At 49.0% G+C, this 20,476-nt stretch carries 20 protein-coding genes; 11 read left to right on the top strand and 9 right to left on the bottom strand.

Features of this window, described 5'->3' with window-relative positions:
• Positions 1-66: 66 nt before the first annotated feature.
• The gene (locus KME12_20360) at positions 67-1,521 is read left to right on the top strand and encodes a phosphoglucomutase/phosphomannomutase family protein (protein MBW4490140.1); all 1,455 of its coding nucleotides are present in this window, start codon (positions 67-69) and stop codon (positions 1,519-1,521) included.
• A gap of 61 nt (positions 1,522-1,582) precedes the next feature.
• On the top strand, positions 1,583-2,152 hold the full coding sequence (gene rdgB / locus KME12_20355) for an RdgB/HAM1 family non-canonical purine NTP pyrophosphatase (protein MBW4490139.1): 570 nt from the start codon (positions 1,583-1,585) through the stop codon (positions 2,150-2,152).
• A 70-nt stretch (positions 2,153-2,222) separates the two neighbouring features.
• Here rdgB and KME12_20350 read toward each other — a convergent pair whose 3' ends face one another.
• Both KME12_20350 and KME12_20345 read right to left on the bottom strand, forming a co-directional pair.
• Positions 2,223-2,561: a P-II family nitrogen regulator gene (locus tag KME12_20350; protein ID MBW4490138.1), complete on the bottom strand. Its 339-nt coding sequence runs from the start codon at positions 2,559-2,561 to the stop codon at positions 2,223-2,225.
• Between the two features lie 247 nt (positions 2,562-2,808).
• Entirely contained in the window at positions 2,809-3,393 is a 585-nt protein-coding gene (locus KME12_20345; GenBank protein ID MBW4490137.1) for a hypothetical protein, read from the bottom strand.
• A gap of 205 nt (positions 3,394-3,598) precedes the next feature.
• Between KME12_20345 and queF the strand changes: the two genes are divergently transcribed.
• Entirely contained in the window at positions 3,599-4,012 is a 414-nt protein-coding gene (gene queF / locus KME12_20340; protein MBW4490136.1) for a preQ(1) synthase, read from the top strand.
• A 122-nt stretch (positions 4,013-4,134) separates the two neighbouring features.
• Here the strand turns inward: queF and KME12_20335 are convergent, their stop codons facing one another.
• The 7 genes from KME12_20335 to KME12_20305 form a co-directional block, all read right to left on the bottom strand.
• A complete protein-coding gene (locus tag KME12_20335) occupies positions 4,135-5,550 on the bottom strand; it encodes a cytochrome c biogenesis protein (GenBank protein MBW4490135.1) in 1,416 nt (471 codons plus the stop codon).
• 2 nt (positions 5,551-5,552) lie between these two features.
• On the bottom strand, positions 5,553-6,296 hold the full coding sequence (locus KME12_20330; GenBank protein MBW4490134.1) for a cytochrome c biogenesis protein CcdA: 744 nt from the start codon (positions 6,294-6,296) through the stop codon (positions 5,553-5,555).
• Between the two features lie 109 nt (positions 6,297-6,405).
• A complete protein-coding gene (locus KME12_20325) occupies positions 6,406-7,578 on the bottom strand; it encodes an FtsW/RodA/SpoVE family cell cycle protein (protein MBW4490133.1) in 1,173 nt (390 codons plus the stop codon).
• Positions 7,579-7,773: 195 nt separating this feature from the next.
• A complete protein-coding gene (locus KME12_20320) occupies positions 7,774-7,977 on the bottom strand; it encodes a phycobilisome linker polypeptide (GenBank protein MBW4490132.1) in 204 nt (67 codons plus the stop codon).
• 472 nt (positions 7,978-8,449) lie between these two features.
• Entirely contained in the window at positions 8,450-8,935 is a 486-nt protein-coding gene (gene apcB / locus KME12_20315) for an allophycocyanin subunit beta (protein MBW4490131.1), read from the bottom strand.
• A 67-nt stretch (positions 8,936-9,002) separates the two neighbouring features.
• The gene (gene apcA, locus KME12_20310) at positions 9,003-9,488 is read right to left on the bottom strand and encodes an allophycocyanin subunit alpha (protein MBW4490130.1); all 486 of its coding nucleotides are present in this window, start codon (positions 9,486-9,488) and stop codon (positions 9,003-9,005) included.
• A gap of 421 nt (positions 9,489-9,909) precedes the next feature.
• Positions 9,910-13,305, bottom strand: a complete 3,396-nt coding sequence (locus KME12_20305) for a phycobilisome rod-core linker polypeptide (GenBank protein ID MBW4490129.1) — start codon at positions 13,303-13,305, stop codon at positions 9,910-9,912.
• Positions 13,306-13,938: 633 nt separating this feature from the next.
• On the opposite strand from KME12_20305, the gene KME12_20300 reads away from it, so the two are divergent.
• The 8 genes from KME12_20300 to atpA all read left to right on the top strand — a co-directional run bounded on the left by KME12_20300 (position 13,939) and on the right by atpA (position 20,403).
• Positions 13,939-15,153 (top strand): class I SAM-dependent methyltransferase, encoded by a 1,215-nt coding sequence (locus tag KME12_20300; GenBank protein MBW4490128.1) that lies wholly within the window; start codon positions 13,939-13,941, stop codon positions 15,151-15,153.
• Between the two features lie 256 nt (positions 15,154-15,409).
• Positions 15,410-15,763, top strand: a complete 354-nt coding sequence (locus KME12_20295; GenBank protein MBW4490127.1) for an ATP synthase subunit I — start codon at positions 15,410-15,412, stop codon at positions 15,761-15,763.
• 56 nt (positions 15,764-15,819) lie between these two features.
• Positions 15,820-16,581, top strand: coding sequence for a F0F1 ATP synthase subunit A (locus KME12_20290; GenBank protein MBW4490126.1), 762 nt, complete (start codon positions 15,820-15,822; stop codon positions 16,579-16,581).
• 169 nt (positions 16,582-16,750) lie between these two features.
• A complete protein-coding gene (gene atpE, locus KME12_20285) occupies positions 16,751-16,996 on the top strand; it encodes an ATP synthase F0 subunit C (GenBank protein MBW4490125.1) in 246 nt (81 codons plus the stop codon).
• 119 nt (positions 16,997-17,115) lie between these two features.
• The gene (locus tag KME12_20280; protein ID MBW4490124.1) at positions 17,116-17,598 is read left to right on the top strand and encodes a F0F1 ATP synthase subunit B'; all 483 of its coding nucleotides are present in this window, start codon (positions 17,116-17,118) and stop codon (positions 17,596-17,598) included.
• A gap of 107 nt (positions 17,599-17,705) precedes the next feature.
• Positions 17,706-18,278 carry a F0F1 ATP synthase subunit B gene (locus KME12_20275; protein ID MBW4490123.1) on the top strand — a complete coding sequence of 191 codons (573 nt, stop codon included), beginning with the start codon at positions 17,706-17,708 and terminating at the stop codon, positions 18,276-18,278.
• The gene (locus KME12_20270; protein MBW4490122.1) at positions 18,275-18,832 is read left to right on the top strand and encodes a F0F1 ATP synthase subunit delta; all 558 of its coding nucleotides are present in this window, start codon (positions 18,275-18,277) and stop codon (positions 18,830-18,832) included. Before KME12_20275 ends, KME12_20270 begins: the two co-directional genes overlap by 4 nt.
• 53 nt (positions 18,833-18,885) lie before the next feature.
• The gene (atpA, locus tag KME12_20265) at positions 18,886-20,403 is read left to right on the top strand and encodes a F0F1 ATP synthase subunit alpha (GenBank protein ID MBW4490121.1); all 1,518 of its coding nucleotides are present in this window, start codon (positions 18,886-18,888) and stop codon (positions 20,401-20,403) included.
• Positions 20,404-20,476 lie beyond the last annotated feature (73 nt).

Below are 20,476 nucleotides of genomic sequence, written 5' to 3'. Positions count from 1 at the left end.
CAAATGCTAGAGTTGAGCAGTTTAAACAAAAGCGATCGCAAGCGTGTTTTGGAGGCGAATTTGAGCATGGTTCACCCTTCCTCTGTGCCAGTAACCGACTCAATCAAATTTGGTACAGACGGTTGGCGAGGTGTCATTGCCGCAGACTTTACATTTGAGCGTTTGGCACTTGTAGCACCGATTGCGGCTCAAGTTCTGGCTCAAATATATGGCAATACGACTGGGAGCCGCACGATTATTGTGGGGCACGATCGCCGCTTCCTATCGGAAGAATTTGCCCGTGCAACTGCCGAGGCAGTACAAGCGGCAGGTTTCGATGTCTTGCTAAGTAGTACCTACGCTCCTACGCCTGCTTTTAGTTGGGCTGCCAAGCAACAAAATGCTCTGGGCGCACTCGTGATTACCGCTAGCCATAATCCGGGCATCTATTCTGGATTAAAAGTCAAAGGAGCCTTTGGTGGCTCAGTATCTCCAGAAGTCACACAGCAAATCGAAGCGCTCTTAGACCATCCAACCCCTCCCACCGCTACACCTGGCACAATCCAAAGCTTTGATCCTTGGCCGAGCTACTGTGAAGCGATTCGCCAAAAAGTCGATATTGCTCTGATTCAAAACGCGATCGCCCAAGGAGAACTAACCGTTTTTGCGGACGTAATGCACGGAGCCGCAGCAGGTGGTTTGGCTCAGATTTTAGGCGTGCCGATTCAGGAACTCAACAGCGATCGCGATCCTTTATTTGAAGGCGGCGCACCCGAACCGCTACCGCGCTACCTCGACAAGCTTTTTCGGCAAATCAAAACCCATCGGACTGAGCACTCTAATCTCGCCGTTGGTTTGGTGTTTGATGGCGACAGCGATCGCATTGCCGCAGTGGATGGCCAAGGTAACTTCCTCAGCTCTCAAGTTCTGATTCCGATTTTGATCGATCACCTCACTGCTCGTCGGGGCTACAAAGGCGAAATCGTCAAAACAGTCAGCGGTTCCGACCTCATCCCCAAAGTGGCGGCTCTACACAACCTACCTGTCTTCGAAACAGCTGTGGGCTACAAATACATCGCCGATCGCATGATGGAAACGCAGGTGCTGCTGGGAGGCGAAGAATCAGGCGGCATTGGCTACGGGCACCACATCCCCGAACGAGATGCGCTACTTTCTGCTCTGTACGTCTTGGAAGCGATCGCGCAATCTAAGTTAGATTTGGCAGATTTTTACCGCCAGTTACAGGAAAAAACTAACTTCACCTCCGCTTACGATCGCACGGATCTTCCGCTTGCGAGTATGGACGTGCGATCGCAATTACTAGATCAGCTACAGAACCAGCCCCTTAAAGAGATTGCGGGACAAGCCGTTGTTGATTGCAACACTGCCGACGGCTACAAATTCCGCTTAGCCGATCAGCGGTGGTTAATGATTCGCTTTAGCGGCACAGAACCTGTCCTCCGCCTATACTGTGAAGCCGCAACCTTAGCTCAAGTCCATGCAACTCTCGCTTGGGCCAAAAACTGGGCCAACTCCTTTTGACCTAACCCCCACCTCCTTCCCTGCTAGGGAAGGGGAGCATTATTGTTTCTGTTTATGACTTATGAGACCCCTGATTGTAGCCACTGGCAATCCTGGCAAGCTGCGAGAAATGCAAGAATACCTAGCTGGTTCCAACTGGGACTTACAACTCAAACCAGCTGAACTCGACGTAGAGGAAACCGGGGATACCTTTCTTGCTAACGCTTGCCTCAAAGCGACTGAAATCGCTCAAGCCACGGGAGAATGGGCGATCGCGGATGATTCCGGTTTAGAAGTAGAAGCCTTAGAAAGCGCACCTGGCGTTTACTCCGCTCGCTATGGCAAAACAGACCGAGAGCGAATAGAACGGTTGCTCATCGAACTCGGCAGTGAGCTGAATCGCCAAGCCCAATTCGTTTGTGTGGTGGTCGTAGCTCGTCCGGATGGCTCGATCGCGCTGCAAGCAGAAGGAGTTTGCCGAGGAGAAATTCTACATGCCCCTCGCGGTACGGGCGGATTTGGCTACGATCCAGTGTTTTATGTACCCGAAAAGCACCTCACGTTTGCAGAGATGCCCCCAGAGGTGAAGCGATCGCTGAGCCACCGAGGCAAAGCGTTTGCTACTTTAATCCCAAAATTGCGATCGCTCTAAAAAATAAGGCTCACCTCAGTAGGTGAACCTTAAGCTTGAATGCCCTGTAGAACCAAATGACTGCTTTGGCTCAAATCGCTTCTAGATTTTTTTCTCCAGTCCGAATGCGAATAATTTGCTCAACTGGAGAGATAAAGATTTTGCCATCCCCAATTTCTCCCGTCCGAGCAGCGGTGATGATCTTCTCAACCACCATGTCCACTTGGTCATCTTCCACCACAATTTCCACTTTGAGCTTCTGTAGAAACTCAACCGTGTATTCAGAACCGCGATAGCGCTCGGTTTGCCCTTTCTGCCGCCCAAAGCCACGAACTTCAGAGACCGTCATCCCTACGATGCCTGCATTGACCAGCGCAATTTTGACTTCATCGAGCTTAAAAGGCCGAATAATCGCTTCAACTTTTTTCAAGTGCTTAACTCCTCAGACCGTTTTTCTACCAATTAACCAGCATGACACTTTCTATCACCGCTGAAACCAAGTTTTTTGTAGCAAATAATACATTCTACCCAGCAAGCGATCGCCGTACTTGGCTGTAATTTATTTAGTTTTGCCTAAAGTGTGAACTTCAGCTCCCACGCTGAGATAGTCTCAGCTAAGCCGTTAACACAGGCTTTTCTGATTGGTATCAGCGGCTATTCTGCCTGGGATACCGAGCTTAGCGACTGGGTAAGAAGGGACGCACAATCAAGAAGCCTGCCCCAAAGGCGGATACCACGATCAAAAAGATAACGGCTGCAAGCCAAAAGCCGCCCAATTCAGGCGATTGGTTAGACTGAGGGCTACGCCGAGGCCGCGTTTCTGACTGCTCGGTATATAGTTTTTCAGAAACCACAGTAGGTTCAATGGGTTCTGAGTGAGGGTTAAAACTTCGAGGCATTGACCGAGCAGGCTCAGACGTGAAATAACTTGGCTCAACCACAATATCGGGTCTCGTATAAGCGACTCCACCCATGACGCTTTGGCTAAGAGGTTGGTGGGAGCCTGCTACCTTTTGCAACTGCAAAGCAGATTGTACGACTTTGTCAACTTCGGTGCGTAATTGCTGATTTTGCTTAACTAGCTGCTGATTCTGGTTGTTGAGAGAGTCAAGCATGGCACGGGTCGCTTGCAATTCAGCCGCCAACTCGCGGTATACCGAAATTGGCACTGAGGGAGCATAACCATTAGCCGCAGCTTGCCCGGTGTAACTAGAGGCCGTAACGTTGCGCATTGGTGGCTTAGTATTGAGATGGGATGTCATAGGGTTGAGCCGAAATCCTACAGGGCAGCATCAGTCAATGAGTCAATTGATCTATGCCCCAGAATAGATGAAATTAGAGCAATCTAACAGAGATCCGTCAAGGAATTCGCTACAAATCTGCAAATACAGCCCATAAACTCAGATCCATCCATTCTTCAACGTTTGCCTCTGCATGACTATGAATCACTCTCCAGCCTCTCCAGACATGGTATTTGAGCTTGATGCGACTGATGAGCCCGTATCTCAGGTGAAGTACGGAGAACGGCAGATCGATGAAGGACAACTGATTACCTTTCCCAATCCCCGACTGGGGCGACGTTACGATGTCAGCATCACCTTGCCAGAATTTACTTGCAAGTGTCCGTTTTCGGGATATCCTGACTTCGCCACCATTCATATCACCTATGTTCCGGATCAGCGAGTGGTAGAGCTAAAAGCGCTGAAGCTATACATCAATAGCTACCGCGATCGCTATATTTCCCACGAAGAATCCATCAACCAAATTCTGGATGATTTTGTCGCCGCTGCTGATCCTTTAGAAGTCCGAATCAAGGGTGATTTTAACCCTCGTGGTAATGTCCACACGGTTGTTGAAGTACATCATCAAAAAGATCACTGAGTGAGATGGGGGTAGATTTTCCACCCAAACCTTTCTAGACAATCTCTCCGTTAAACAATGAGGGCAACTTTTATGATTGCCCTCTACCGTTATTGTCCCTTTGCTCAGGAATAGCTGAGTTTTTAACGAGCGGATGGAGTTAGAGATTCGGTGGCGATCGCAGACTCAGCAGTTGTAGAGGTGGGTTGACTAAGGCGATCGAGAATCTCTAGCAACTCTCGCTCAAAGGCAACCTGAGCCCGGTTAGTTCTGCCGCCGACATAAAAGCGACCCTCTTTCTGCAAAGCCCAAACTTGCGAGTGAGAGACATAGCTCATCATGACGCTCAACATCAGCAGCCCAAATCCAGCGTAGACCGCAGGAATTCCTGGATCAGCCTTAATTTGTAGACCTGTACTCCCAATTAAATCCACAACAGAGAGGGTTACTCCATTCACATCGACCGCCATCCCAGAGCGAACGGTGGCAACGAGCTTGCCTTGAATGTCATAAATCAGCAGCATACCTTGTAGATCTTTGGCGACCAGGGACACACCAGCGCTCAGATCGGGCTTGGTGGGCACCCAGGTTCCCCAAATACGGCCTGCACCGCCTGTTTCTAGCTTACCCATCGGCAAGCGAAACACCGGACTTTTGTTGAGTCGGACTTGAGCAACCGCGATCGCCCAATCCGCCTGATACAGAGTCACGCCCTTATGCCGGAGCGGTTCGTTCACATGGATCGTCTTACGCTTGATTTCCTGTCCTTGACTGTCTAGCACTGACAAGTCTGAATAAAACTGATCGATCGCGCCCTCGGGCGTATAGTCAATCCAGAAGCGATTCACCCGGACTGACCAATCCTTAGGTACCTGTGCCCCCGCCCAAGGCCCCGCATCTACAATGTTTTGAATCTTAAATGTGGTACCACTGGGAATCATTTCTTGGGCCATAAAGCCAGTCATGGCTCCCCAAATGGCCCCCACCAGGATGAGTAACATGCTGGCATGCACCACAATCGGGCCAATCCGCCCTACCAATCCTTTGCGGGCATACAGCTTTTCTCCTTCTTGAAAAACCTTGTAGCGTTGCTTTTCCAAAAGAGGAACTAAAGCTTCTAGAGAACCTGTTTCCAACTCCGCACTCAGAGCTAGCTTTTGGAACTGGCGAGGCTGCTCATAAAACTTCCATTGTCGCGCTGCTTTAAGCGCCGGAAATTGGCGAGTAAACGTACAAGCAGTCAGACTGCCCCCAAACAAAATGAGGATCGCCAAAAACCACCAAGTCCGGTAAACATGATCTAGCCCTACCGTCAGGAGCACTTTCCAGGTAAGAAAGCCAAACAGCGCTGGATCTTCTGGATAGTTCGCTTGATAAAAGGCGATCGATTGACCCTGTTCAATCACGGTACCGGAGATGCTTGCTACCGCGATCGCTAAGAGCAGAACAATGGCTAACCGCAAGTCTGCTAGCAGCGGCAGCAATTCTTTTTGAAAGAAGCGTTGAGGACCAGTCCTTAAATCCAAAATTTTAGATAGAAATGTATTGTCTGTAGTCATTTCTAAAAGGTTGCGGTGGGCAGAAAACGAAATAGCAGCGAAAAAACTCCAAATCCAACCAGCAAGGCTCCACTGGCAGGGGTAATCCAACTAGACCAGCGACGGAGTTCTAGTAACTTTTTGATCGAAGCTGTGAAGGTACCTGCCAAAATTAGCGGAGCTGAGTAGCCTACTGTATAAGCCAAGAGCAGCACTCCTCCCATGACTGGTTTGTGGGTGGTAGAAACCCATCCTAGTAAAGTAGCCAAGACTGGAGTGCTACAGGGAGAAGCCACCAAACCAAAGGTTAAGCCCAAGAGATAGGCACGGACACCGGGCGGCAAATCTGAAGGAATTAGCTCAAAACCATCAAATGAAGGCAGTTGGAGAGGCAGGGCTTCTAGGAGATTCAACCCCATCAGGATGGCGATCGCACTAACAACAACAGGTAAGCCAAGACCAACTTGACCATAAACCTGACCTAAAGCCGTTGCAACAATGCCCAAACCCGCCAAAGTAGTCGCTAAGCCCAAAGAAAACCAAGTCGATTGCAGAGCTGCCTGCCATCGGCTTTTGGCTTCGTAGCCTCCAATGTAACCGATGGTAATCGGCAGCATTGACAGCATACAGGGAGTCAAACTAGTCAGGAGTCCAGCCAGAAAAATGACTACAACACTCGTCACCGTCAGATGGGTCAACTGTGTCGAAACGAGATGGTTGGCAAATTGTTCTAGTTGGTACAGTTGGGTCCGCAATAATTCAATCATGCTGAAGCTGACTCAGTTCGCTCAAACGCTATCCTCATGATCCATTATCGAGGTTTCCTTGAGCTAAAGGTCAAAGATATGGTGAAGTCTGGCTCAGCCGACTGATCAATCAAGTTTTAGCTGAAAGTCGCTGTTCTGATAGTGAGACAACCTCGGCTTCACTACTTTCACGCGCTACCCGAATTAACAAACCCGCCGCTAGGAGACTAGCAATCATAGAACTGCCACCATAGCTAAACAACGGAAAGGGTAGACCTGTTGTGGGTAGAGCCCCCGTCGCCACACCAATATTGAGGAGCGACTGTCCTACCATCAAAATGACGGCTCCGATCGCGACCAGTTGATGCACAATTTTACGAGCTTTTAGGGCAACATACAGACCCAACGTGCCGTAGACTCCCAGCAACAGCAACAACAGCAAGCTGCCAATAAACCCAAATTCTTCCGCAAAGACGGCAAAAATAAAATCTGTGTACTGAATGGGTAAGTAAAAGAGCTTCTGTTGCGACAGCCCAAAGCCTGTCCCCCAAACTCCTCCAGAACCAACAGCCAATAAGCTTTGAATCAACTGGTAACCATCTTGAGCAGGGTCTGCCCAAGGATTCAAAAAAGAAATGACTCGCCGCCGCTGATACTCTTTAATACTGATACTCAGTGTGGCTAAAAGCAGCCCTCCTAAAGCAGTCCCCCCCAAGTAAGCGTAAGGAATACCCGCTGCCATGGCAATCAGCCAAAGGGTAATGCCACACAGCGCCGTGGTGCTCAAGTTAGGTTGCAGCAAAATGCCAGCCAACACAGCAGCAAAAATAGCCAGCCAAGTCCATCGGTAAGTAGGACTAAAACGGTTCCACTGCCCAAACAGACGCGCACTTTGCAACACCAAAAATGGCTTCATCAACTCCGATGGTTGTATCGGCACAGGCCCCAAGGCCAACCAACGAGTTGCACCATTTACGGTTGTACCTAGACCCGGCACTAAAGTAGCAAAAATTAGCCCTAGCATTAACACTACAAACCAATGAGCCATACCCAAGGCATAGCGCAGCGGAGAATGCACCAGTAGGTTAAATCCCACTAAACCCACTAAAATCCAGAGAATTTGGCGTTTAAAGTAATAAAGCCCATCGCCAAAATCTGCATCTGCAACGGGATAAGAGGCAGAAAATAAGGCTGCTAGCCCAACCATCAACCATAAAAAAGTTAGCCACCGCAGCAGGCGAGCCTCTAAAGCCCAACTCTGTGCAGACGTGTCAAAAAATGGAATCAGATAGCGAAGATTCACAGCAAAAACAGCAAGAGTAGTTAGTGTGCGATCGGTGTGCGATCAAAGATATCTGTTAAGAGTAGCGCAGGCTGCAAAAAAATATGGGTAGAACAAAGGCAAAATATAGGCAATAAAAAAGAGGCCATCACGGCCTCAAGGCTTGTATTCCGAGTCAATAAAGAGTGAGAGCCTTTGCAGGCGTTGCTGAATAATTTAGAGGAGGCCAGTGTTGGTTCCAGGTCTGCCAGTCGCCAACTCAACCTTAACGATCTTGCCGCCCATTTTCATGATGCGTTGTTGCTCGCGGAACCAATTTTCGTAGGGAACTAGCTTAGTGAAATAAGTGTTCTGTAGCTCCCGCTGAGTACGAATCCGAGTTTGGCTAGGAACACAAGCCGTAACTTTGAACATGCGCATGGGTTATTTCTCCTGACTAGGTGCAGAGTTAAAGTTTGGAGATCAAAGAAGTTCAAGTCAGAATCTTAGAGAAGTAGCACCAACTTCTGAGTCACTCAAGTGTCGCTGTGAAGGTGGCATCTAAGAGTCTGCTGAGGTCCGAAAGAATGCTTACTGAGTCAGTTGCGACGTTGCTAGAGGCGCTATAGCGGTTAAAACGTGATGCGATCGCTTAAATCACGAATGTAATAGCGAATAAAAATCAAAGCTTCTCGATATAGAGGGGCGCTCGCAAGACCCAAAAAATCCTCTAAATACGCTGAAGGCTGGGAGTCGAGAGTCAATACTAGACCGCTAAAACCAATCTACTTATCAGTTAGACAAGTCTTTAACAAGCTAGCACTCACTCTAGACTTCCCAGACCTTACAGAAGGGGTTGAGCTTTGAGTTTGAATTAAAGCTAACTCAGCACTCAGAACTCAGAATCTAGCGATTAGCTCAAGCCAGAGGAGATGTAGTCGAGGTAAACACCCATTTCCTTACCAGCATCTGCACCAACTAGGCTAGCAGTCACTTCTTTGATTGCTTGAATAGCTTGTACAGTAGCAGCGATGGGTACACCCAAGGAGTTGTAGGTTTCTTTCAAACCGTTGAGCACGCGCTCATCGAGGATGGAAGGATCGCCAGCTAGCATAGCGTAGGTAGCATAGCGTAGGTAGTAGTCGAGGTCGCGGATGCAAGCAGCATAGCGACGAGTGGTGTACATGTTACCACCGGGACGGGTGATATCAGAGTACAACAAAGACTTAGCCACAGCTTCCTTCACGATCGCAGCTGCGTTAGCGCTGATGGTGGTAGCTGCACGAACGCGCAGTTCACCGCTTTGGAAGTAGCCCTTGAGCTTCTCCAAAGAAGAGGTGTCTAGGTACTTACCTTGAACGTCAGAAGAGTTAATAACAGCAGTAATTGCGTCTTGCATCGTTTTGCTTCCTTAAATCACGTAATCTCGAAAAGTATTTTGACTGTGCGTAGGCAAGGTCAAAACCTTACTGCATTGCACCGATCACGTAGTCGAAGTAGGAGCCAGCTTCAGCAGCGTCTTCACCAGACAACAGAGAAGTAGCAACGTTCTTCAGGCCGCGGATACCTTCAGCAACGCCATCAACGGGAGTACCCAGAGACTTGTACATCTCACGAACACCAACGATACCGATTTCTTCGATGGGGGTCACATCGCCAGAAACGATTCCGTAGGTCACTAGACGGAGGTAGTAGTCGAGGTCACGCAGGCAAGTAGCAGTTAGCTCTTCACCGTAAGCGTTTCCACCAGGAGAAACAACATCAGGGCGCTTTTGGAACAGTTGGTCGCCAGCTTGCTTAACGATGCGCTCACGAGAATCAGTCAAAACTTGAGCAATGCGAAGACGACGCTCACCAGAGGTCACAAAGCTCTTGATCCGATCTAGTTCACCAGGGCTGAGGTAGCGAGCTTCAGCATCAGCATTCACGATGGATTTCGTGACAATACTCATTGATGGATTCCTCCAAAAGAAAAAGTAACCAGACGTGTCTAAACTGGCATTTGTAATTCAGAGCGCTGAGTGCTCACTTGCAAACTTGCCCTAGCAGGATTTGGCAATCAGCAAATTTTTGCAACTCAACAATCTGCCTTCCGCAAATATTTTGCGGCATCAGGTTCACATTCTAAGGTTGTTCGTAATAGTTTGTAATATTGCGCTCAGCTTTTCAGTTAGAAATATTACGCAACCTATCAATCACTCATTACGGATACGCAGCAGAAACAGCGAGCAATTGTGATTAGAAAATCGCTAATGCCCGCCGAGTAGATTTATGAGCCGCTATTTAATAAATGAGAGAGTTGCCAACCTACTCACACATCTACGAGTAAGTAGGTTGGAGAAATCGCAGGAGTCTTCTAACCCGCAAGAAACACTAAACGTCGCGAGAACGACCACCTAGGTTCGACGGAGATAGGTCAGACCAGGGCTGCTTCACTAGGTCAGCATCCGCCTTGATACTGCCCAAGTAATTACCAGCGGGAAGGGTGGGGAAGCGCTTATAGGGCGCTACATCCTCACCGAAGTAACGAGCGTATTCTGGGCTATCTATCATTGCTTCTACCGCAGCCTTGAGACCTTGGTCAGCCAACAGCTTGTTGTACTGACGAATCTCTGCCTGAGTCGCTGGAGCGCGACCTAGGAGGTGACGGAAGAGGAACTCAATCACCTTAGTGTTGGGATAGGGGGTGTAGAAGCGGCGACGGTAAATGTCAGAGCTAGCTAAAGTCCGTACAAACTCCCGCACAGAAATTTCGCTGTTCCGCAGTTTGCTTTCCAACTCAGAACGACGGAATTCTGCTGGAACTTGGCCGCTAAATACATCCAAAACTTGGCAGTAGATGGCATTAATTACGTTAGCTGTTTCCGCCTGATCCATACCTGGATTCATGCGATAAATCCGGGCAGGTTTGCGGCGAGAAGTACCCACGCCTACTTCCACAGATTGACCCGATCCATTGGTAAAGGAGCGACCCAACTCTAGGAATAGAGGCTGCGTTTTGTCCATCTGACGAGCTTTGGTAGCCAAATCAGCCATGCTCTTAGACATCAATGGCATCTTAGTGATGTCCATGCGAGACTTGACTGGCTCAAAGCTGGGTACAACCAAGTCATCGTTTTGCTTGGTGAGTTGGTTGTAGAGCCTTTCAGTGTTGGGGAAGTTGGCAGCAGGCAAAGTGGGGAAGCGGCGATAGGGCACCGTGTCTTCACCAAAGAGCTGTCCATACTCAGCACTGTTGACCATGGCACCAACAAAGCCCCGGATGCCTTCAGACGCCAAGATTTGGTTGTACTTGCGAATTTCGGCTTGGTCTTTAGGAGCGCGGCCCAAGAAGTGCTTGGTTCCTAACTCGATGACCTTGGTGTTGGGGTAAGGAGTATAGAACTCTTTGATGTACAGTCTGGAACCACCCAAGGCTTCAATAAATTCCTTGAGGTTGATCTCGCCGTTACCGAGCTTGCTTTCTAGAGCGCTGAACTCGTTCCGCACAATGTACGGATTAATGTCACGCTCAAAGATTTGCCGATAAGCCGCACGAATAAGAACGGGTAGAGCTGTTTTATCCGTGGTGGTAGTTAGCTTGAAGACTTTCGTCTGTTCGCGTTGCTTGTTGACCCCTTGGTTGATGCGGAATTGTAGATCGGGCTCTGTTCGTTCTTGCTTAACTTCACCTAGCTCTACAAATCTTGGAGTTTCATCAGTCTGGACCTTCGCGCCAGTTTCACCGATACTACCAACCCGCACAGACCGAAGAGCTAAGCCACTAGGGGTGACATAGCGCTCGTAAGGAATCGTATCTTCCCCAAAAGCTTCGCTGTACTCTGGGCTGTCGAGGATGGCATCGATCAGAGCGTAGAAACCCTTCTTGGCACAGATGTCGAAGTACTTATTGGTTTCTTGACGACCATAAGTAGGACGACCTAACAAGCGGCGATGGATGTATTCAATTGCCTTGGTGACGTAAAGCGAGGTCCAGTAAAGCTTGCGGAAGAGATCAGACTTCGCCAACTGACGGACAAACTCCCGGACTGTAATCTCGCCGTTCTCCAGCTTGATTTCCGAGACTTTGAGGCGTTGGCCTTCGTACACATCGCGACCAAAAACTTGTAAGTAAGCTGCTCGAATTACTTTCTGGGTAGAGCTTTCGGCAAACTTGACGCTGGCGTTTTGGTTATAACGCTTGCCACTGAAGCTGGGCAGTTGATCCAGCTTGAATACCTTAGGCCCTAGGGTTCCAGGTGCAACACCTCGTGCAGCTGGGTTGCTGAGTTGATTATTGATGCCAGGACCCCGGTTGATCAAAATCCGGCGAGTATCTTTGCCGAAAGGCGCAGGGCTAGCGCTAGGATTGCGAGTCTCTTTCGGGAAAATGGCACCGAATTGGATTTCCAGCGGATCGTTACCAGAACCATAGGGGTGTTGGTCAGGTAGTGGGCGATCGTACCCAGCAAAGGTAGTGAGGAACTGAGGCACCTTGCGGAAAGGAGCGCTGTAGTTAAACAGGTCTTGCTGCGGTCCCCAATTGCGACACTCTTGAGCTTCTTGACCTAAACCACGCAGGTAAGGTACGGTTTCTTCTCCAAAATAGTCAGAGTATTCCGGAGAGTCTACCAAGGCGTCTACAAGAGCCGCCAGACCACCCTTAGAAACGATGGAGAAGTAATTCTGTACTTCTTCTCGGCTACCCGGACCCCGACCCAAGAAGTGACGGAAAGCCAATTCTAGAGCCCGGCTGTTGATATAGGGTTCAAAAAAGTTTTTGCGATATAGAGGTGATTTACCTAAACGGCGAACAAATTCCTTCATGGAAATATCGCCATTCTTGACCTTGGACTCTAGGTCAGAAATAGACAATGAATAAGCGCGGGTAATATCACGCTCGAAAACTTGGCGATATGCAGCTTTGACAATGTCTTGCTTCTCAAGCGCTGAAAGACCCGGTTTCATTGCAAACTTGGGTCGGCGCTCTGCAGCATTGAAATAAATCTGAGGCAGTTGTAGCCCTTGCAAATCCCCAGATTGGCGTTGACGGATCTTGTCAGAGGGACTAGGAGCCTTAAATTCATTGATTAAGACATCAAAGTACTGGCTGACAACATTGGTTCCGTCTGCATCTTTGCGGAAGTAACCCAAGGCTGCTTGGCGCATTTCTTGCAACGCCACAATGGTTGCTTCACCAGAGCAAGCGTTCTCAATGATTTCTCGCAAGCCACGGGTGTTGACTGCAATGATATTGGGATCGCCTGCGACGATCGCATAGGTCACGTAGCGTAGGAACCAGCTCAAGTCTCTGAGAGACTTTTGCATATTGCTAGGACCATAACGGGCGACGTTGATGGGCCTAAAGTTTGCTGGGGCTGGGCCACCACCAGAAGCGCTAAATAGCGATCGCAATCCCTCTAGGAAGCCACCACCACTGGATACATAAGTTGCAGTACCCAGCTTCATTGCTTCTCGAACATCACCAACTTCCATGCCACCCGCAGTCGCCATCGCGGTTTCCCTAGGCTTCTCCAAGAAAGCCATCGGTGAACCACCCACGAAAATGCGGTTGGCGGCGCGAGAAACGATAATTTCTGAATTTTGAGTTAACGTTTCTGCAATTTCGAGGCGTTTGAGTCCAGAGTTGAAGTAGCTCGTTAGCTCGCCCAACTCGGTCGTGCCTAAAAAGCGGTCTTGCTGTTCAGCTTGCGAAATTGTTGCAACTGGTACGGTTTGATAAAGTTGCGGGCGCGCAACCGAGCTTCCACCACTTGCCTTAACACTCATTGGATTTCAAAAGCTCCCTTCAGATCATTAATGCGTTGAACCTGACCAGAGTGCCACCTGGCAACCATCCACAAGCCGATTCTCTAGAGGTTCATTCAACAAAAGAACAAGGCTTCTGGAAAAAGTTAATAAAACGACTGCCTAGGGTCAACCAGCTCAGTTTTTAGATTAAAACGTTTCGGACGCTCCACAGGGTTTTATTAAAAAGTGTGTAGAGTCCCATTGGTAGGTTTACGGTGCGATCATACGAGATATAGGGATACCACCTGAGAAAAAAGATAAGTTTTGTTACTTTAGATTCGGTTGCTCATTACAAATTTGCCTGACCCCGTAAGGTATGAAGCCATTTTATGACTTTGGAAATATGAGAGGCGATCGCAACTAAATCGGAATCAGCTATCTCAGCAATTGGGAGTGGTAGCCTTAACGTTTCTTTACATGGTGCAGAGAGAAATTAAAAGCCGAGAGTCAGGAGAAAAACTGTTTTTTGTTTTTTAGCTTTTGGTTTTGAACTTCTGACTTCTGAAATTCTAGCTCTTGACTTTTGACTACTCACCGCTGCCCCTAACTCCTCACCCCTGTAACAACGGCAAGACATTCGCTAAACTCAATCTTGCTGCGATTTTGCTCATCATGTCAGATTCTCAAACGGTTAGTGCTGCGGTTGCCAAACTCTACGATACTTACCCATTTCCCCCAGAGCCGCTTCTGGATGAACCACCTCCGGGCTACAACTGGCGTTGGAATTGGTTGGCAGCCTACAACTTTTGCACTGGGCAAAAACCTCAAAAGCAGAACGTGCGGATTCTGGATGCAGGCTGTGGCTCTGGCGTGGGCACCGAATATTTAGTGCATTTGAATCCAGAAGCTCAAGTGGTTGGGATAGATCTCAGCGCTGGGACGCTCGCAGTTGCCAAGGAGCGGTGTCAGCGCTCCGGCGCCGATCGCGTGGAGTTTCACCACCTCAGCATTTATGACGTGGATCAAGTCCCTGGAGAATTTGATCTGATTAACTGTGTGGGCGTGCTGCACCACCTGCCCGATCCGATTCGCGGCATTCAGGCGCTGGCTCCTAAGCTAGCTCCCGGCGGCTTAATGCATATTTTCGTCTACGCAGAGCTAGGGCGCTGGGAAATTCAATTGATGCAAAAAGCGATCGCGCTACTACAAGGCGATCGCCAGGGTGACTACAAAGATGGAGTCCAAGTCGGTCGGCAAATTTTTGCGGCCCTACCCGAAAACAATCGCCTGGGGAAGCGAGAACAAGAACGCTGGTCGCTAGAAAACCAGAAAGATGAGTGCTTCGCAGATATGTACGTGCATCCGCAAGAGGTGGACTACAACATTGAAACTTTGTTTGAGCTCATTGATGCTTCGGGTTTGGAGTTTCTCGGTTTCTCAAATCCTCGGCAGTGGCAGCTAGAGCGACTACTGAGCAAAGCACCCGAACTGGTTGAACGGGCTCAAGGACTGAGCGATCGCGAAAAGTACCGCCTCATCGAACTGCTCGACCCTGAATCAGTCACCCACTACGAATTTTTCTTGGCACGCCCGCCACTCGCCAAAGCAGATTGGTCAGAAGATGCCACTCTATTAGCTGCAATTCCAGAACGTAGTCCCTGTATGGATGGCTGGCCCAGCCAATGCTTGTTTAATTACGACTATCAAATTACGAATTTATCGGCAGCAGAGTTTGAATTTATTCAAGCTTGCGATGCCAACACGGCCCAACAGCGCACCGTTCAAGAGATTTTGACCGAGCTACCATTAAAAGTGGATCAAGTGCGATCGCTAGTCAACCAGCAATTAATTTTGCTCACTCCAGGACAACAGACAGCGCAGCATTAGGCATTTGGCTATTTCGGCCCAAATGAGCGCTAGCCAGGACAGATTATCTAGAATTCCTCATGTTAGGGTTCAATTTTTAGCATTAAGTATTGTTACCACCCCGTGATATGATCTGTCCTGGCTGATCCCAGTCAACTTCAAATATCTGGACTCGTTTCAGAGTTTTGCGACCTTGTCAGACCCAACACTGGAACCAACACCTGTAAGCGGAGATTTGCCACCTAGCGATTCTCCAGCGACAGAACCTAACGCCTCCATGCAGGAGTACTATCGGCTACAGCAAGAACTGCTAGTCATAACACTGATTGCAACGGCTGTTATCTTCGGTTTTGTCTGTTTTTTTTATTCTCTGAACATTGCCTCCAACTATTTGATTGGGGCGTGCACAGGTGTGGTTTACTTAAGAATGTTGGCTAAAAACGTTGAGCAGCTTGGCAATAGCAAGAAGCGTGTGGGCAACACCCGGCTCGCTCTTTTTATTGGGTTGATTGTAATAGCAACTCAGCTAAATCAACTGCAAATTATCCCAATTTTTTTGGGATTTCTGACCTATAAAGTGGCGCTCCTCGTTTACGTGTTGCGAATTACATTCATCCCTGACCCCAAGTAGGTTGGGCGATTCTTAGAATTCTCCACTCTAATCTCTGGGGAACCTCCTGAATGGACATGCTGTATTTTGATGCCTTTAACTCCTTCCGCCTAGCTGAGTTGGAAGTAGGACGACATCTTTACTGGCACCTCGGCAACCTCAAGTTGCACGGGCAGGTATTTATTACCTCCTGGTTTGTGATTGGACTTCTCGTTCTGGTTTCCTTGGCAGCTAGCCGTAATGTCCAAAGAGTGCCGTCAGGGCTGCAAAACCTGATGGAATACGCTTTGGAATATATTCGCGACATTGCTAAGACTCAGATTGGCGAGAAAGAATATCGCCGCTGGGTGCCGTTTGTTGGCACATTATTTCTCTTTATCTTCCTGTCAAACTGGTCGGGTGCACTTGTTCCTTGGAAACTGATTAAGCTATCAGAGGGTGAGCTAGGCGCACCGACTGCTGACATCAACACCACAGTGGCATTTGCCTTGCTGACCTCCTTGGCGTATTTCTACGCAGGGCTAAGCAAGAAGGGCTTGGGTTACTTTGCTCACTATGTTGAGCCAGTACCCATCATGTTGCCTTTCAAGATTTTGGAAGATTTCACCAGGCCGCTCTCCCTAAGCTTCCGTCTCTTTGGCAACATTCTGGCTGATGAACTAGTTGTAGGAGTTCTCGTACTCTTAGTTCCTCTGTTCGTGCCGTTGCCAGTGATGGTGCTGGGTTTGTTTACCAGTGCGATTCAGGCGTTGATCTTTGCAACCCTAGCCGCCGCTTACATTGGTGAAGCTGTGGAAGAGCATGGGCATGGTGGTGAAGAGCATGGGGGACACGCTTAAATCCCTCAGTTGAGACGTAGCCTAGCTACGCCTATCTATAGCCCGGTACTATCGCAGAAATTGCTTGGTTTAAGTAGTTGCGATCGGTGATTTAGGGCAGCGTGAAAATCACGTATCTGCTAGTTAACGTACACCTGTTATTTCTGCATTCAAGATAAGGACACTCATCATGGATCCATTAGTTTCTGCTGCTTCTGTTTTGGCTGCTGCTCTAGCTGTTGGTCTAGCTGCAATTGGCCCTGGTATCGGTCAAGGTAATGCTGCAGGTCAGGCAGTAGAAGGGATTGCTCGTCAGCCCGAAGCAGAAGGCAAGATTCGCGGTACTCTCCTGCTCAGCTTGGCGTTCATGGAAGCGCTCACCATCTACGGTCTGGTAGTTGCTCTAGTTCTATTGTTCGCCAACCCCTTTGCTTAAGGCTTTTGGTTACTGACTCCGTAGAGATGTGGTCAGCGATCGCATCTCTACACCCGACTGTTTTCTAGTTCTAGCCCAATTCAAGCTTGACCCTGCTTGGCAACGGGAAACACCTAATTATGATGCATTGGACAATTTTACTAGCTGCGGAAACTACTAAACAGGGCGGGTTATTCGATCTCGATGCCACGCTGCCATTGATGGCGTTGCAGTTTCTGGTTCTAGCAGCCGTCTTAAACGCGATTTTTTACAAGCCTCTGAGTAACGCGATCGATAGTCGGAACGAGTACATTCGCACCAACCAAGCGGAAGCCAAAGAACGCTTGGCTAAAGCGGAGCACCTCGCCAAGCAGTATGAGCAAGAGCTAGGGGAAGCTCGCCGGAAGGCTCAAGCGATTATTGCTGAGGCTCAAGCCGATGCTCAGAAAATTGCAGCTCAGAAGATCGCAGCAGCACAACAAGAAGCCCAAGCTCAACGAGAACAAGCTCAGAAAGAGCTAGATCAGCAAAAGCAAGTAGCGATGCAATCGTTGGAGCAGCAGGTTGATGCTCTCAGCCGCCAGATTTTAGAAAAACTACTCGGCCCTCAGTTGGTTAAGTAGATCTAGCTCAAGCGTTGGGAGATGGAATGGGAGAATCGCGGCAGCTTCAGTCGTGGTTTGTAGCTCTGGTTAGCGACCAGGCTTTGGCATGAGCAGCGCAGTTATGGATGAGTATCATGGGGACTTTTTTATTACTAGCAACGGCAGGTAGTGCAGCTGCCTCCGAGTTGGCAGAAGCCGCTGAGGAAGGTAGGTTTGGTTTAAATTTTGATATTTTAGAAACCAACCTAATCAACCTCGCCATCATTATTTTTGTGCTGTTCTATTTCGGGCGAAATTTCTTGGGCGGTATCCTGACAGAGCGTCGCTCGGCAATTGAAACAGCGATTCATGATGCGGAGAAACGTCAGCGCGAGGCTGCCGCCGCTCTAGCAGGACAACAGCAAAAACTAGCTCAAGCGCAAGCTGAAGCAGAACGCATTCGGGCTGATGCGGGAACCAATGCTCAAACTGCTAAGGAAGAAATTCTGGCTCAGGCAGCAAAAGACGTGGAGCGGATGAAGGCAACTGCCGCTCAAGAAACTAATACTGAGCAAGAACGGGCGATCGCAGAACTGCGTCAACGTGTTGCAGCTCTAGCGGTGCAGCGGGTTGAATCTCAGATTGGTAACTACTTGAACGACGGTGCCCAACAACAGTTGATTGATCGCAGCATTACGCTGTTAGGAGGCAACTCATGAGAGACAGCATTGTAGTGGGTCAAATCGTTGAGCCCTATGCTCAGGCTCTAATGTCAGTTGCCCAATCCAACAACATTGTGGATCGCGTGGGTGAGGATGTTAGCGCTTTACTAGATCTACTGAACAGCTCAGAAGATTTGCGTAATTTTCTAGCGAATCCTCTAACCAAAGCTGACGTAAAAAAGTCAGTGCTACAGCAGGTTACTGGCGAGCAATTGCATCCCTACACCCGCAACTTCTTGAGCCTATTGGTGGATCGAGGCCGCATTCTATTCATTGAGGGCATTTGTAAGCAGTACCAGGCGTTGTTGCGCAAGCAAAACCAAACCGTTCTGGCTGAAGTGATTTCTACTGTAGAACTCAATGAAGAGCAGCAGCGGGCTGTCCGAGAGAAAGTGACAGCAATGACCAACGCTCGCCAAGTAGATCTTGCAACCAAAATTGATCCAGACCTCATTGGTGGCGTCATCATCAAGGTGGGTTCACAAGTTGTTGATGCAAGTATCCGAGGTCAACTAAGACGTATCTCTCTGCGTTTGAGTAGTGCCGCTTAGGCTCAAACGACCACTTATCCTTCATCCCTCATCCTTAGTAAAAGAGCAATTCCATGGTAAGCATCAGACCTGACGAAATTAGCAATATTATTCGGCAGCAGATTGAGCAGTACGACCAAGAAGTCAAAGTCTCTAACGTTGGTACGGTACTGCAAGTAGGAGACGGTATCGCCCGGATCTACGGTCTAGAACAGGTGATGGCAAGCGAGTTGCTAGAGTTCCAAGACGGAAGTGTCGGCATCGCGTTTAACTTAGAAGAAGACAACGTCGGTGCCGTACTGATGAGTAACGGTCGCGACATTCAAGAAGGTAGTTCTGTTACTTCCACTGGCAAAATTGCTCAGATCCCAGTGGGTGAAGCCATGATCGGTCGGGTAGTTGATGCTCTGGCTCGCCCCCTCGATGGCAAAGGGGATATCCAAACTAGCGAAACTCGTTTGCTAGAGTCTCCCGCACCAGGCATCATTGAACGGAAATCTGTGTATGAGCCCATGCAAACTGGGATTACCGCGATCGATGCGATGATTCCCATCGGTCGGGGCCAGCGAGAATTGATCATTGGTGACCGCCAAACGGGTAAGACTGCGGTTGCCCTTGACACCATCCTGAACCAAAAAGGCGAAGACGTAATCTGCGTTTACGTTGCGATCGGTCAAAAAGCTTCTACCGTTGCCAACGTAGTGAACGTGTTGCGTGAGCGTGGCGCTCTAGACTACACCATCGTGGTTGCTGCAAACGCGAACGACCCTGCTACCCTCCAGTGGTTGGCTCCTTATACCGGAGCAACCTTGGCTGAGTACTTTATGTACAAGGGCAAAGCAACCTTGCTGGTCTATGATGACCTATCCAAGCATGCTCAAGCGTATCGCCAAATGTCCCTGCTGCTACGTCGCCCACCCGGACGGGAAGCTTACCCCGGAGATGTATTCTATTTACACTCCCGCTTGCTAGAGCGTGCGGCTAAGCTAAGCCCTGAGTTGGGTGAAGGCAGCATGACGGCGCTGCCTATTATTGAAACTCAAGCAGGTGACGTTTCTGCGTACATTCCTACCAACGTAATTTCGATTACAGATGGTCAGATCTTCTTGTCTTCTGACTTGTTTAACGCAGGCTTGCGTCCAGCGGTAAACGCGGGTATTTCAGTATCCCGTGTGGGTTCTGCGGCCCAAATCAAGGCTATGAAGCAAGTCGCGGGTAAGGTGAAGCTGGAACTGGCTCAGTTTGCTGACTTGGAAGCGTTTTCTCAGTTTGCGTCAGACTTAGATAAAGCAACTCAAGACCAGTTGGCTAGAGGCCAGCGTCTGCGCGAACTGTTGAAGCAGCCCCAAAACTCACCTATTCCTGTGAATGAGCAAGTAGCTCTAATCTATGCAGGGATTAATGGTCATCTAGATGATGTACCTGTTGATAAAGTGACCAGCTACGTCAAGAGCCTGCGGGATTACCTGAGAACCAGCAAGCCTCAGTATGCTGAAATCATCCGCAACCAAAAGACTCTAAACGCTGAAGCGGAGCAGATCCTCAAGGAAGCGATCGCTGAATCGAAGCAAGCGTTCATGGCTACTGCGTAGGAGATGAGCCATTAGCGGTTAGCTGTTAACGCTGAGTCTTCAAGTCCAATTGTTAATAGCTAATCGCTGGTCG

Origin of the sequence: Trichocoleus desertorum ATA4-8-CV12, assembly GCA_019358975.1 — a bacterium.
Taxonomy (GTDB): Bacteria; Cyanobacteriota; Cyanobacteriia; order FACHB-46; family FACHB-46; genus Trichocoleus; species Trichocoleus desertorum_A.
Note: the sequence above shows the minus strand (reverse complement) of the source record. Positions and strands in the feature narration are given on the sequence as shown.